22 protein-coding genes are annotated in these 13235 nt (G+C 53.9%); 20 read left to right on the top strand and 2 right to left on the bottom strand.

The features are described from left to right. Positions 1 to 62: 62 nt before the first annotated feature. Positions 63 to 1196 carry a cupin domain-containing protein gene (locus tag CJO09_RS08355; protein WP_119441924.1) on the bottom strand — a complete coding sequence of 378 codons (1134 nt, stop codon included), beginning with the start codon at positions 1194 to 1196 and terminating at the stop codon, positions 63 to 65. Positions 1197 to 1287: 91 nt separating this feature from the next. Here CJO09_RS08355 and CJO09_RS08350 point away from each other — a divergent pair, with 91 nt between their 5' ends. After that, on the top strand, positions 1288 to 2238 hold the full coding sequence (locus CJO09_RS08350) for a LysR family transcriptional regulator (RefSeq protein WP_119441923.1): 951 nt from the start codon (positions 1288 to 1290) through the stop codon (positions 2236 to 2238). Here the strand turns inward: CJO09_RS08350 and CJO09_RS08345 are convergent. Continuing rightward, positions 2217 to 3098: a LysR substrate-binding domain-containing protein gene (locus tag CJO09_RS08345; protein WP_119441922.1), complete on the bottom strand. Its 882-nt coding sequence runs from the start codon at positions 3096 to 3098 to the stop codon at positions 2217 to 2219. The genes CJO09_RS08350 and CJO09_RS08345 overlap by 22 nt on opposite strands. A 131-nt stretch (positions 3099 to 3229) precedes the next feature. On the opposite strand from CJO09_RS08345, the gene CJO09_RS08340 reads away from it, so the two are divergent. The 19 genes from CJO09_RS08340 to rplQ all read left to right on the top strand — a co-directional run bounded on the left by CJO09_RS08340 (position 3230) and on the right by rplQ (position 13144). After that, positions 3230 to 3982 (top strand): maleate cis-trans isomerase family protein, encoded by a 753-nt coding sequence (locus tag CJO09_RS08340; RefSeq protein WP_119441921.1) that lies wholly within the window; start codon positions 3230 to 3232, stop codon positions 3980 to 3982. Positions 3983 to 4249: 267 nt separating this feature from the next. Beyond that, positions 4250 to 4618: a 50S ribosomal protein L14 gene (rplN, locus tag CJO09_RS08335; protein WP_093971124.1), complete on the top strand. Its 369-nt coding sequence runs from the start codon at positions 4250 to 4252 to the stop codon at positions 4616 to 4618. Between the two features lie 9 nt (positions 4619 to 4627). Continuing rightward, complete coding sequence (gene rplX / locus CJO09_RS08330; RefSeq protein ID WP_114419062.1) at positions 4628 to 4948, top strand: 50S ribosomal protein L24; 321 nt, start codon at positions 4628 to 4630, stop codon at positions 4946 to 4948. Between the two features lie 11 nt (positions 4949 to 4959). Next, complete coding sequence (rplE, locus tag CJO09_RS08325) at positions 4960 to 5499, top strand: 50S ribosomal protein L5 (protein WP_114419063.1); 540 nt, start codon at positions 4960 to 4962, stop codon at positions 5497 to 5499. A gap of 11 nt (positions 5500 to 5510) precedes the next feature. Continuing rightward, a complete protein-coding gene (gene rpsN, locus CJO09_RS08320) occupies positions 5511 to 5816 on the top strand; it encodes a 30S ribosomal protein S14 (RefSeq protein ID WP_114419064.1) in 306 nt (101 codons plus the stop codon). Positions 5817 to 5827: 11 nt separating this feature from the next. After that, positions 5828 to 6223, top strand: coding sequence for a 30S ribosomal protein S8 (gene rpsH / locus CJO09_RS08315; protein WP_114419065.1), 396 nt, complete (start codon positions 5828 to 5830; stop codon positions 6221 to 6223). Between the two features lie 12 nt (positions 6224 to 6235). Further along, a complete protein-coding gene (gene rplF, locus CJO09_RS08310) occupies positions 6236 to 6769 on the top strand; it encodes a 50S ribosomal protein L6 (protein ID WP_114419066.1) in 534 nt (177 codons plus the stop codon). Between the two features lie 21 nt (positions 6770 to 6790). Further along, positions 6791 to 7144, top strand: a complete 354-nt coding sequence (gene rplR, locus CJO09_RS08305) for a 50S ribosomal protein L18 (protein WP_114419067.1) — start codon at positions 6791 to 6793, stop codon at positions 7142 to 7144. Between the two features lie 15 nt (positions 7145 to 7159). After that, the gene (gene rpsE, locus CJO09_RS08300; RefSeq protein WP_114419068.1) at positions 7160 to 7678 is read left to right on the top strand and encodes a 30S ribosomal protein S5; all 519 of its coding nucleotides are present in this window, start codon (positions 7160 to 7162) and stop codon (positions 7676 to 7678) included. A 3-nt stretch (positions 7679 to 7681) separates the two neighbouring features. Continuing rightward, the gene (rpmD, locus tag CJO09_RS08295) at positions 7682 to 7870 is read left to right on the top strand and encodes a 50S ribosomal protein L30 (RefSeq protein ID WP_114419069.1); all 189 of its coding nucleotides are present in this window, start codon (positions 7682 to 7684) and stop codon (positions 7868 to 7870) included. 11 nt (positions 7871 to 7881) lie between these two features. Then, positions 7882 to 8325, top strand: coding sequence for a 50S ribosomal protein L15 (rplO, locus tag CJO09_RS08290; protein WP_119441920.1), 444 nt, complete (start codon positions 7882 to 7884; stop codon positions 8323 to 8325). A 10-nt stretch (positions 8326 to 8335) separates the two neighbouring features. Further along, positions 8336 to 9661, top strand: coding sequence for a preprotein translocase subunit SecY (gene secY / locus CJO09_RS08285; protein WP_119441919.1), 1326 nt, complete (start codon positions 8336 to 8338; stop codon positions 9659 to 9661). A 6-nt stretch (positions 9662 to 9667) separates the two neighbouring features. Further along, on the top strand, positions 9668 to 9886 hold the full coding sequence (gene infA, locus CJO09_RS08280) for a translation initiation factor IF-1 (protein ID WP_073104500.1): 219 nt from the start codon (positions 9668 to 9670) through the stop codon (positions 9884 to 9886). 32 nt (positions 9887 to 9918) lie between these two features. Next, a complete protein-coding gene (gene rpmJ / locus CJO09_RS08275; protein ID WP_114419073.1) occupies positions 9919 to 10032 on the top strand; it encodes a 50S ribosomal protein L36 in 114 nt (37 codons plus the stop codon). Between the two features lie 34 nt (positions 10033 to 10066). Further along, complete coding sequence (rpsM, locus tag CJO09_RS08270) at positions 10067 to 10432, top strand: 30S ribosomal protein S13 (protein ID WP_114419074.1); 366 nt, start codon at positions 10067 to 10069, stop codon at positions 10430 to 10432. Between the two features lie 16 nt (positions 10433 to 10448). Further along, positions 10449 to 10850, top strand: coding sequence for a 30S ribosomal protein S11 (gene rpsK / locus CJO09_RS08265; protein ID WP_114419075.1), 402 nt, complete (start codon positions 10449 to 10451; stop codon positions 10848 to 10850). Positions 10851 to 10861: 11 nt separating this feature from the next. Beyond that, positions 10862 to 11485 carry a 30S ribosomal protein S4 gene (gene rpsD / locus CJO09_RS08260; RefSeq protein WP_114419076.1) on the top strand — a complete coding sequence of 208 codons (624 nt, stop codon included), beginning with the start codon at positions 10862 to 10864 and terminating at the stop codon, positions 11483 to 11485. Between the two features lie 157 nt (positions 11486 to 11642). Continuing rightward, positions 11643 to 12644 (top strand): DNA-directed RNA polymerase subunit alpha, encoded by a 1002-nt coding sequence (locus CJO09_RS08255; RefSeq protein ID WP_119441918.1) that lies wholly within the window; start codon positions 11643 to 11645, stop codon positions 12642 to 12644. A 110-nt stretch (positions 12645 to 12754) separates the two neighbouring features. After that, positions 12755 to 13144 (top strand): 50S ribosomal protein L17, encoded by a 390-nt coding sequence (rplQ, locus tag CJO09_RS08250; RefSeq protein ID WP_114419078.1) that lies wholly within the window; start codon positions 12755 to 12757, stop codon positions 13142 to 13144. The last annotated feature ends 91 nt before the right edge of the window (positions 13145 to 13235 follow it).

The following is a 13235-nucleotide window of genomic DNA, read 5'->3' as shown; positions in this document are numbered from 1 at the left end:
TAAAAAATAATAGGAGACGGCACCTTCGGAAAAACGGCGCCGACCGGTTTCAGGTTTTCGAATCAATCAAGAATGGGCTGATGACCGCCATTTTCTTTCAGTGCTTCTTCGCGATACAGGCCCAGTGATTTCATCACGGGTAAATCGTTGAAGCAGAACAGGCAGGCATCTTCCGATTCGCTGGCATTGGCATGTTCGTGCAACATCCAGGACGGCACACAGAAAATATCGCGTTCCTGCCAGTCAAAACGTTTGCCATTAATAATGGAATAACCTTTGCCTTTGGCAACCTGGTAGATATAACTGCCCGTGTGGCGGTGTGCTTTGGTGTGTTCACCCGGGCGCAGCATTTGCATGCTGGCACCAATGGTTTGCATGACGGGGCCGCCTGTTTTCGGGTTCACGTAATTCATGAGGACGCCGTCGTACGGTGAGCCGTCGGTGACTTTGGCGTAATTGGACAGGGCCTCGTAGGTGGGAGCCCATTCGTACTTCAGTAGCGGCGAATAAGCATGGGTCCATTTGTCGTCGGCGGGTACCAGGCCCGTGCCGCCCCAGGTGGCAGTACTGTCGTCAACCGGGTGGGTGACCGCCTGCTGCAGATCAGGGTGCACCACATAGAAGTTGGCTTCCAGTGCGTTCATCAGGGGGATGTCCAGGCCGTCTTGCCATATGCAAGGGGTGCCGTCTTCACTTACGCCGTGTTCATGCCAGGTACCGTTTGGCGTGAGCACGAAATCATTCGCGCCCAGTGTCATTTTGTGGCCGTCGACAATCGTGTAAGCGCCGCTGCCTTCCATAATAAAACGCAGGGCACTGGCTGAGTGGGCGTGCGCCGAGGCCAACTCGCCGGGATGCATGACTTGCAGGCCGGAATAGAGCCAGCCGACTGCCGCGGCGACGTCCTGGCGCCCGGGGTTGTTCAGGTAGACAACGCGTCGGCCGGCTTTTTCAGGGGAAACCAGGTCGACGGAGCGCAAAACATGCTCACGCAAGTCGCGGTAGCGCCAAATAACGGGCTCCGATGACGATTGCGGAAACCAGGGTTCGATTTTATTGGCGACCGTCCAGAGGGCGGCTGTATTTAAGCGATCCAGTTCGTCATAATAGTGAAGCAGTTCAGGCGTGTCTTCAACATTGGCGCGTCCGAGAACGTCTTCCCGGAAGTTGTTATGTTCACGTGCGGCAGATTTCATGGGAGCCTCCAGCAAGAGGATTTTATAAAATATGAGTAATTTTCGAAGACTTTACCGTTTTTGATTCGCTGAGACAAGGGTTTTCTCTGCCATGGCAACCGACTGGACCGATCGCATCCGTTTGCGCAACCTGCGTTTTTTGCTCAGTTTGGCGCAAACGCGCAACCTCAGTCATTCCGCAACCGTGTTGAACACGACTCAGCCGGCTTTATCGAAATGGTTGCGCGATCTGGAAACGGATATTGGCTTGACGCTGTTCGAGCGCCACGCACGGGGACTGACGCCAACTGAACATGGTTGGGTGTTAATTGAGCATGCCCGTCGGGTTGAGGCGCAATTGAATCGGGCGGTGGATGACATGGCGTTGCTGCGTGAAGGGGGCGCAGGTCGCGTGGTAGTTGGTGCGTCGGGGGCGGCGGCCTCGGAAACGGCGCCGCGCGCGATTCTGGCAATGGCGCAGCAGATGCCCGAGCTGCGCATCGATCTGGTGGAAGGCACGATGGATCGCCTGCTCACGCAATTGGCGCAGGGCGATCTGGATCTGGTGATCGGCCGAACTGCGCAGAAAACCATTGATCACACACTGATTCGCTCCGAATTGCTGTATACCGAACCCGTGGTGTTGGTGGCGCGTCCGGGGCACCCGTTGTTCGGGCACGAAGAAATCGGCTGGGACGACGTGTTGCGTTATCGCTGGATCGTGTGGCCGCGTCAAACGCCGGTGCGTAACGCGCTTGAGGCGGCATTGGCGAATGCGGGGCGCGTACTGCCCTCTAACTACATAGAGTCAAATTCGGTCATTGCCAATGTAACGCTGCTGAACCATAGTGACATTATTGGAACGGCCTCGTACCGGACCACATTGATGCTGAACCGGATGAAGCTGCTGCGCATTTTGCCGGTCGATTTGAAAGGCTTTGGGTCTGTGTCTATGTATTGGCGCCGCGACGAAATTTTCCCCCGCTCGATCGAGTGCGCATTGGAGTGTATGCGGGAAGCGGCCCGCGAGTATGACGACACTTACGACGACACATTCGACTGAAGCAGTTCCAAAACAGTATCGATTGCCGCTTTCCGGTGGTCTTTTCGGATGACGGCATGCACGTGGGCCTGAAGGCTGGGGTGTGCAAGCGGGCTAAAGTGCAGCGTGTTCGGCTGGTAGTTGCGGGTGGACGATGGAACCACGGCAACCCCCAGCCCCGCGCTCACCAGGCTAAGCTGGGCCGGTACCTCTGCAACAGTGTGGGTAACTCGGGGTGTGAAGCCGTCGGCAATACACGCGTTGAACAATTTTTCCGCGAATCGTGACGTTTCGCGTCGCAGCATAATGAAGCGCTCATTGGCCAGTTGCGGCAGCTGAATCGCAGCGTGCTGAGCCAATGGGTGCTTTTTGGGCATGGCCACCAGTAGCGGATCGGGCCATAACAGGCGGCTGCACAGGAATTCGTCGTCGACCGACTGGCGCGAAATGCTGATGTCGATGCGCTGCTCACGCAAGGCGTCGATTTGGTCGTTGGGGGCCATTTCGTTCAACACCACGTCGATCTCGGGGTGTGATTGCGCCAGGTCGCTGATAAACTGGGGCAAGGGTCCCAGGAAATGGGACCCGGAAAGCCCGATTTCCACCCGGCCGGCCAGCCCGCTATGTATATTTTGCACACGCTGCACGGCGTCCTTCAGGCGGCTTTGTATAGTGCGCACATCTTGCAGGAAGGCGGCGCCGGCATCGGTGAGCTCTACTTTTCGGCTGTTGCGGTAAAACAGTTTCACGCCCAACTCTTCTTCCAGCTGTGCAATTTGGGCACTGAGCGGGGGCTGGGAAATGTGCAAACGTTCGGCGGCGCGGGTAAAGTTAAGTTCTTCTGCTAGCGCGGTGAAGTAGCGTAATTGGCGAAATTCCATGTGGGCGGTTAAGGTTCAAGTGCCGCGTTTATAGGTAAAACATGGTGCGCAAGACGAAATGAATATTGGTTTAATCGCCGGAAATCGGCGATGATGAAACAGACTTAACTCATTATATAAGGTGAACTTCCATGTCACGTAACTATCGTATCGGCCAAATTGTGCCCAGCTCCAACACCACAATGGAAACGGAAATTCCGCTCATGCTGCGTAGCCGTGAAGCGCATTTCCCCGAGCGTTTTACGTTTCATTCCAGCCGCATGCGGATGAAGAAGGTGACCAAAGAAGAACTCGAAGCCATGGATCGCGACTCCGATCGTTGCGCCCTCGAGTTGTCTGATGCACGTGTCGACGTACTTGGTTATGCCTGCCTGGTGGCTATTATGAGCATGGGCCTGGGTTATCACCGCCAGTCGGAAAAGCGTTTGCATGAAGCCACCGTTGCAAACGGTGGGGCCGCTCCGGTTGTTTCCAGCGCAGGTGCATTGGTTGAGGGCCTGAAAGTGATGGGCGCGAAGAAAGTTTCTATTCTTACGCCTTATATGAAGCCGCTAACACAATTGGTGGTCGATTACATCGAAAACGAAGGAATAGAAGTGCACGATGCGGTTTCCCTGGAAATTCCCGACAACCTGGAAGTGGGTCGTCAGGATCCGTTGGCGCCGGCCGAGCATGTCAAGAAGGTGAACACCTCGGGCGTCGATGCGGTGGTGTTGTCGGCTTGCGTACAAATGCCGTCGTTCCAATCGGTGCAGCAAGTTGAAGACCGTCTGGGCCTGCCTGTGACTACCGCAGCGATCAGCACGGTGTATCAGATGCTGAAAGTGCTTGAACTGGAACGCAAAGTGCCAAACGCAGGCGCATTGTTGTCGGGCAAATATTAAACTTTGGGGTGCCCCTGATCCATTCCGGGGCCCCCGCCCAAACAGCGCTGCGCGTCTGGTCGCAGCGCTGTTTTAAATTCAGAAATAGTCCTTGCGTAATTTTCATTAACGGGTTATACTAGAAAACTTGCTGAATCAAATCGGCAAGAACTCGTTATTAGGCAAGATTTCAACCCAGGGTTCATTTTGAACCTGACGGGACCAAAACTGATTAGGTTTTTCGTCAATTGTTGGCAAAAACGTAATTAAGTTGGCACAGGAACAATCATGATACAAATGCAGACCACGCTGGACGTGGCCGATAACACGGGTGCACGCTCTGTCATGTGCATCAAGGTGTTGGGCGGCTCCAAGCGCCGTTATGCCGCTATTGGCGACGTTATCAAAGTCAGCGTCAAAGAAGCGGCTCCGCGCGGACGCGTCAAGAAAGGCGAAATTTATAACGCTGTGGTGGTTCGTACCGCCAAGGGCGTACGTCGTAAAGACGGCTCGTTGATCAAGTTTGGCGGCAACGCCGCAGTATTGCTCAATGCCAAGCTGGAACCCATCGGCACCCGCATCTTCGGTCCTGTTACGCGCGAATTGCGTACAGAGAAGTTCATGAAGATCGTGTCGCTGGCCCCAGAAGTGCTGTAAGGAGCGATCATGGAAAAAATTCGTAAAGGCGACGAAGTCATTGTTTTGACCGGTCGCGACAAAAAGCGTCGTGGCACCGTACTTCAGCGCATTGATGCCGATCACGTTCTGGTCGAAGGCATTAACGTCGTTAAGAAGCATGTCAAGCCTAACCCCATGGCGGGTTCCCAGGGCGGCATTATCGACAAAACCATGCCCATTCATATTTCGAATGTGGCTATTTACAACCCCGAAAGCGGCAAAGCCGATCGCGTTGGTGTAAAAGATGTCGATGGCCGCAAAGTTCGTGTTTTTCGTTCCAGCGGCGCAGTCGTTGGCGCTAAAGCGTAAGGGGCGACAAAATGGCTCGTTTACAAGAGTATTATCGCAATAAGGTCACTGCCGACCTGCAAGCCAAGTTTGGCTACAAAAGCGTGATGGAAGTGCCGCGTATCACCAAGATCACTCTGAATATGGGTGTATCTGAGGCCGTGGCCGACAAAAAAGTCATCGAACACGCCGTTTCCGACCTGTCGAAAATTGCTGGTCAGAAAGCCGTGATCACCAAAACACGCAAATCCATCGCGGGTTTCAAGATTCGCGACAACTACCCCATCGGCTGCATGGTCACGCTGCGTGGCCGCCGTATGTATGAATTCCTCGACCGTCTGGTTGCAGTTGCGTTGCCTCGTGTACGCGACTTCCGCGGTATTTCGGGTCGTGCATTCGATGGCCGGGGTAACTACAACGTCGGGGTTAAAGAGCAAATCATTTTCCCTGAAATTGAATATGACAAGATCGACGCGGTGCGCGGGCTGAACATCAGCATTACCACCACTGCCAAGACCGACGACGAAGCCAAGGCACTGCTTACCGCCTTCAGCTTCCCGTTTCGTAACTAAGGGGCGATGACGTGGCTAAACTTTCACTGATTAATCGCGACATTAAACGTGCCAAGCTGGCTGAAAAGTATGCTGCCAAGCGCGCTGCACTGAAGACGATCATCGACGATCAGTCCAAGTCAGACGAAGAGCGTTACCAGGCGCGTTTGCAATTGCAGAAACTTCCTCGTAATGCCAATCCCACACGTCAGCGTAATCGCTGTGTGGTTACTGGTCGTCCGCGTGGCGTTTACGCCAAGTTCGGGCTTACTCGTCACAAACTGCGCGAAATGGCGCTGCGTGGCGAAGTGCCTGGCATGACTAAAGCTAGCTGGTAGGAGAAAACACCATGAGCATGAGCGATCCCATCGCCGACATGTTGACTCGTGTGCGTAATGCGCAAATGGTCAACAAGACGTCGGTCAGCATGCCCTCCTCGAAGCTAAAGGCAGCTATTGCTGCCGTGCTGAAAGACGAAGGCTATATCGACAGTTTTGAAGTTACCGGTGATCAGGCCAAGCCTGTTCTCGAAATTGGTCTCAAGTATTATGCGGGCCGTCCGGTAATTGAACGTATTGAACGTGTCTCACGTCCAGGTCTGCGTATTTACAAAGGCCGCAACGCGATTCCCCAGGTCATGAACGGCCTGGGTGTGGCAATCGTATCCACTCCGCGTGGCGTGATGACCGACCGCAAGGCCCGTGCAACGGGTGTTGGCGGCGAAGTTCTCTGCTACGTAGCTTAAGGGGGTATTGATATGTCACGTATTGCCAAGTATCCCGTTACGCTGCCCAAGGGCGTCGAAATCACATTGAACCCCGACCAGATCATGGTTAAGGGTCCATTGGGCACCTTGTCGCAAGCGCTTACCGGCGACGTCAAAGTCGAGCAACAGGAAGGCAAATTAACGTTTGCAGTTGCCAACGACTCACGTCATGCCCTGGCGATGTCCGGCACGGTGCGCGCGCTGGTCAACAACATGGTTACCGGTGTCAGCAAGGGTTTTGAACGTAAACTGAATCTGGTTGGCGTGGGTTACCGCGCTCAGGTTCAGGGTAACGCGCTGAAATTGCAGTTGGGCTTTTCACACGATGTGCTTCATCCTATTCCAGAGGGCGTCAAAATTGAATGCCCTACCCAGACGGAAATCGTCGTGAAGGGTTCGGACAAGCAGGTTGTGGGTCAGGTTGCGGCTGAAATTCGTTCCTATCGTGAACCCGAGCCTTACAAAGGCAAAGGCGTTCGTTATAGTGACGAAACAGTCGTCCTCAAAGAAACCAAGAAGAAGTAAGCGCGCAGGCAAGGAAGAATTATGGATAAAAGAGTCTCCCGTTTGCGTCGTGCAATTGCGACCCGTCGGAAAATTTCCGAGCTGCGTGTTCATCGCCTCTCGGTTTTCCGCTCCAATTCGCACATTTACGCCAACATTATTTCGCCGGAAGGTGATCGCGTTCTGGTCAGCGCTTCAACCGTTGAGCCAGAAGTCCGCAAGGAAGTGGCAAGCGGCGGCAACGTGTCTGCTGCAACACTGGTGGGCAAGCGTGTAGCCGAGAAAGCCAAAGCAGCTGGCATCGAGCAGGTTGCTTTTGATCGCTCGGGCTTCCGTTATCATGGCCGCGTTAAGGCGCTGGCCGAAGCCGCGCGTGAAGCCGGCCTGAAGTTCTAAGCAAGGAATTGTCATATGGCTAAAGCACAAGGCAAGCATCCCGCCGACAAAGAAGACGACGGCTTGCGTGAAAAAATGATTGCGGTCAACCGTGTCAGCAAAGTGGTAAAGGGTGGTCGCACCATGAGCTTTGCAGCACTGACCGTGGTGGGTGACGGCGATGGTCGCATCGGAATGGGTAAAGGTAAAGCCCGTGAAGTGCCGGTTGCCGTTCAAAAAGCAATGGAACAGGCCCGCCGGGGTTTGGTAAAGGTTCCGCTGAAAAGCGGTACGCTGCACCATGCGGTGGTTGGTAAGCACGGTGCATCCACCGTTCTTATCTCGCCGGCTGCCGAAGGTACTGGTGTGATTGCAGGTGGTCCCATGCGCGCTATTTTCGAAGTAATGGGCGTTCGCAACGTTGTTGCGAAGAGCTTGGGTTCAAGCAATCCCTACAACCTGGTTCGTGCTACGCTGAACGGTTTGCGCGCCTGCTCGACACCCTCCGACATCGCTGCCAAGCGTGGCAAGTCGGTGGAAGAAATTCTGGGGTAAGTCATGACGACACAAAAGCAAATCAAAGTAACCCTCGTGCGTTCTGTTATTGGCACAAAGCAATCTCACCGTGCAACCGTGCGCGGTCTGGGTTTGCGTCGCGTCAACAGCAGTCGCGTGTTGGTCGACACCCCCGAGGTGCGCGGGATGATCCGTAAAGTGGATTACCTCGTGGCGGTCTCGGAAGTCTGAAAGGAATCGACATGTCTGTAACGCAATTGAATTCTCTGCAACCCGCTCCAGGTAGCAAGCGTCCGCGCCGTCGTGTTGGTCGTGGGATTGGCTCCGGTCTGGGCAAAACTGCAGGTCGCGGTCATAAAGGCCAGAAATCACGCTCCGGTGGTTTCCACAAAGTAGGTTTCGAGGGCGGTCAAATGCCGTTGTATCGTCGCCTGCCCAAGCGTGGCTTCACCTCTATGAGCCGTCATCTGCGTGCTGAAGTACGCTTGTCGGAAATTCAGGCTTTGCCGGTCGATGAGATCGACGTTCAAGCTCTGAAACAGGCAGGTGTAGTTGGCCACGGTGTACGTTTCGTGAAAGTGATCAAGTCAGGCGAACTGTCTCGTAAAGTCACGTTGAAAGGCGTGTCGGCTACGGCAGGTGCGCGTGCGGCAATCGAAGCAGCCGGCGGTTCGCTGGTTGAATAAGGGGTAACGGGTGGCTAAGGCTCAGGCACAGAGTAAGGCAGGTCCACGCTACGGCGATTTAAAGCGCCGTATCATTTTCCTGCTGCTGGCCCTGGTGGTTTACCGGCTCGGTACGCATATCCCCGCGCCCGGTATTAACCCCGACGCGCTGGCGGAAATGTTCCAGCAGAATCAAAGCGGCATCTTGGGCTTGTTCAACATGTTCTCGGGGGGCGCGCTAGAGCGATTCTCGGTCATGGCGCTGGGGATCATGCCGTACATTTCGGCTGCCATTATTATGCAGTTGATGTCCGTCGTGGTGCCTTCGCTTGAAGCGCTGAAGAAAGAAGGCGAGGCCGGTCGCCGCAAAATCACCCAGTACACGCGCTACGGCACGGTGTTTCTGGCGCTGATTCAGGCGGTGGGTATTTCGGTGGCGCTTGAATCGCAACCCGGCCTGGTAATTGATCCCGGTATGCTGTTTCGTTTCACTACGGTTGTCACCCTGGTAACGGGAACGATGTTCCTGATGTGGTTAGGCGAGCAAATTACCGAGCGCGGAATCGGCAATGGTATTTCCATCCTGATTTTCGCCGGTATTGTGGCGGGTCTGCCCAGTGCCTTGTCCGGCATGATGGATCTTGTCCGTACCGACGCAATGTCTATACTCTCGGCGTTGTTCATTCTGGTGCTGGTGGTGGCTGTGACGTATTTCGTCGTGTTCGTCGAGCGTGGCCAGCGTCGCATTACAGTGAACTATGCCAAGCGCCAGGTGGGCAATAAAATGTATGGGGGGCAAAGCTCGCATTTGCCGCTGAAGCTGAATATGGCCGGGGTTATTCCGCCCATTTTTGCCTCGTCCATCATTCTGTTGCCGGCCACTATTACCAGCTGGTTCTCCAGCAACCCCGATATGCGTTGGCTTAGTAACCTTGCCGGAGCATTGGCACCTCACCAGCCTTTGTATGTCACGTTGTTTTCAGCTTTAATTATTTTCTTCTGCTTTTTCTATACGGCGTTGGTATTCAACAGTCGTGAAACGGCAGATAACCTGAAGAAGAGTGGTGCTTTCGTTCCAGGTATTCGCCCGGGTGAACAGACCGCACGTTATATCGACAAGATTCTCATGCGTCTGACTCTGGTTGGCTCCATCTACATTACGGCGGTGTCTTTGCTGCCCGAATTCATGCAGATGCGCTGGAACGTGCCGTTTTATTTCGGTGGCACCTCGCTTTTGATTATTGTCGTGGTAACGATGGACTTCATGGCTCAGGCTCAGTCCTACATGATGTCTCAACAGTATGATTCGTTGCTTAAGAAGACGAACTTCAAAGGCGCGGGTCTGCCAATGCGGTAATTTGAAATGGCAAAAGATGACGTCATTCAGATGCAGGGCGAAGTATTAGAGAACCTGCCTAACGCAACATTCCGCGTCAAGCTGGAAAATGGCCATATCGTTTTGGGCCATATATCGGGCAAGATGCGTATGCATTACATCCGGATTCTGCCGGGTGACAAGGTCACAGTGGAACTCACGCCCTATGATCTGTCTCGCGCCAGAATTGTGTTCCGCTCGAAATAAGCGGCCCGGGTAAAGGAAACTAGGAGTCAACCATGAAAGTAATGGCATCGGTAAAAAGAATTTGCCGTCATTGTAAAGTTATCAAACGTCACGGCGTGGTACGTGTAATTTGCACCGATCCCCGTCATAAGCAGCGTCAAGGCTAATTGCCGACACGTAACGGATTAACAAGGAACAGTCATGGCCCGTATTGCTGGCATTAACATTCCGCCGCATCAGCACACTGTTATCGGTCTTACCGCCATTTTTGGCGTCGGCCCGACACGTGCTCGTCAAATTTGTGACGCAACCGGCATCGAACGTACAAAGAAAGTCAAGGATCTCACCGACGCTGAGCTCGAGAAAATTCGTGAGCAAGTGGGATCGTTCACGGTTGAGGGTGACCTGCGCCGTGAAGTTCAACTGTCTATCAAGCGTCTGATCGACCTGGGAACCTATCGCGGCCTGCGTCATAAGCGCGGTCTGCCGGTGCGTGGTCAGCGCACACGCACCAACGCGCGCACCCGTAAAGGTCCGCGTCGTGCAGCGGCTTCCCTGAAGAAATAATCTCGAGGACTAGAAGATGGCGAAAGCTTCCAACAGCGGCGCATCGCGCGTACGCAAGAAAATCAAGAAGGTTGTCTCGGACGGCATTGCGCACGTTCATGCATCCTTCAACAACACAATCATCACGATTACCGACCGTCAGGGCAATGCATTGTCTTGGGCGACATCGGGTGGCGCAGGCTTCAAAGGCTCGCGTAAATCCACACCGTTTGCCGCTCAGGTTGCTGCAGAATCGGCAGGTCGTACCGCGATTGAATACGGCATCAAGAATCTTGAAGTACGTATCAAAGGCCCCGGCCCCGGTCGCGAATCGTCCGTACGTGCGTTGAATGCACTGGGTATCAAGATCACCAGCATCTCCGATATCACACCCGTTCCGCACAATGGTTGCCGTCCGCCCAAGCGCCGTCGCATTTAAGAGGAAGCATCATGGCACGTTATATTGGACCAAAATGCAAGCTCTCGCGTCGCGAGGGTACCGATCTTTTCCTGAAGAGCGCCCGTCGCTCGCTGGATTCGAAGTGCAAACTCGAATCCAAGCCTGGTCAGCATGGCCGCACTTCCGGTGCGCGTACATCCGACTACGGTTTGCAGCTGCGCGAAAAGCAAAAGCTCAAGCGTATGTATGGCGTCCTGGAAAAGCAGTTCCGCAAGTACTTTGCTGAAGCCGAGCGTCGTCGCGGCAACACGGGTGAAACGCTCATTCAGTTGCTTGAGTCGCGTCTCGACAATGTTGTATATCGCATGGGCTTTGGCTCAACGCGCGCTGAAGCACGTCAGTTGGTGAGCCATCGCGCTATTCAGGTGAATGGTCAAACGGCCGACATCGCGTCGATGATCGTTAAAGCCGGTGATGTGGTTACCATTCGCGAGAAAGCCAAGGCGCAAGCACGTATTCGTGAAGCCCTGGATTTGGCTGCGGGTATTGGTTTCCCCCAATGGGTGGAAGTCGACGCAACCAAGCTAACCGGCACTTTCAAGCAAGCCCCCGACCGCGCTGATGTTGCTCGCGACATCAACGAGTCGATGGTTGTTGAATTGTATTCGCGTTAATTCGCGTCTGCGTTCTGCAGTGTCAGGCTTTGGCCCACTTTTCAGTCGAATCTGGAAAGTGGGCTTTGCAGTGAAAATTCCCGGCAGTTTTATATTGTCATTCTTGTCCGTCAGCCTTATCGGTGTAACGAGCCGAGGGTATTGAAAAGGAACATACATGTCGTCACAAGCTCTGTTGAAACCCCGATCCATCGAGGTTGAATCCCTTACCCCCAACCATGCAAAAGTAATCATGGAGCCGTTTGAACGCGGCTATGGTCATACGTTGGGTAATGCATTGCGTCGCATTCTGTTGTCTTCCATGACAGGTTATGCGCCAACCGAAGTTCAGATTACGGGTGTGGTTCACGAGTATTCCACGCTGCCCGGCGTGCGTGAAGACGTTGTCGACATTTTGTTGAATTTGAAAGGCGTCGTATTCAAGCTGCACAACCGTGAGGAAGTGACGCTTACTTTGCGCAAGCAAGGTGCAGGCGAAGTGAAGGCATCGGATATCGAGTTGCCTCACGACGTGGAAATCATCAACCCTGACCACATCATTGCCACCTTAACTGAAGACGGCAAGCTGGAAATGCAGATCAAGGTTGATCAGGGTCGCGGCTATGTGCCCGGCAACGTGCGTGCCCTTTCGGAAGACAACGCTCATACGATTGGCCGTATTATTCTCGATGCATCGTACAGCCCCATCCGCCGCGTAAGTTATGCGGTTGAAAGCGCGCGTGTTGAGCAACGTACCGACCTCGACAAGTTGGTGATGGACATCCAGACCAACGGGGTTATTTCGCCTGAAGAAGCAGTGCGCCAGGCGGCCCGTTTGCTCATGGATCAAATCTCGGTCTTCGCCGCGCTCGACGGCCCAGGCGATGTGGTAACCGAAGCAGTCGGCGGCACCCGTGGCGGCAGCAAAGAACCTATCGACCCTGTTCTGTTGCGACCTGTCGACGACCTTGAGCTGACCGTCCGTTCCGCCAACTGTCTGAAAGCCGAAAATATTTACTATATCGGCGATCTGATTCAGCGGACCGAGAACGAGTTGTTGAAAACACCGAACCTGGGTCGCAAGTCGTTGAATGAAATCAAGGAAGTGCTCGCCGCACGTGGCCTTACATTGGGTATGAAGCTCGATAACTGGCCACCACTGGGTCTTGAGCGTCCTTAACTGTTCGTTTTATTTCACCACCGGACCGCGGCGTAAGTCGATAGAAGATCCGGTTAACTATGCCGGCATGCCATGGCAATGCCGGTTTTTAAGATTCAAAGGAAATTATCATGCGTCACCGCAGTGGATTACGTAAACTGAACCGCACCAGTAGTCATCGTTTGGCTATGTTCCGCAACATGGCTGTTTCGTTGATTACACACGAAGCAATCAAAACCACCGTTCCCAAAGCCAAAGAGCTGCGTCGAGTTATTGAACCGTTGATCACCCTGGGTAAAGAACCCACGCTGGCCAACAAGCGTTTGGCTTTCGCACGTTTGCGCGATCGCGACGCAGTCGTGAAGTTGTTCGATGAGCTCGGACCGCGTTTCAAAGAGCGTAACGGTGGTTACACCCGCGTATTGAAAATGGGCTTCCGTCAGGGTGATAATGCACCTATGGCATTCATGGAGCTGGTTGATCGTCCCGCTGAAGAAGAAGCGCAAGACGACGCCGAATAAGCAAAACTGAATAACGGCGGCAGGTTTTTTGCCGCTGTTTGTCAGACATTTTTAGCCCCGTAAGGGGCTATTTTTATGGCTTTTTCCTTTC

The sequence above is a fragment of the Neopusillimonas maritima genome, assembly GCF_003576595.1.
Classification (GTDB): Bacteria; Pseudomonadota; Gammaproteobacteria; order Burkholderiales; family Burkholderiaceae_B; genus Neopusillimonas; species Neopusillimonas maritima.
The sequence above is the reverse complement of the archived record's forward strand: the minus strand, read 5'-3'. Positions and strand labels throughout refer to the sequence as shown.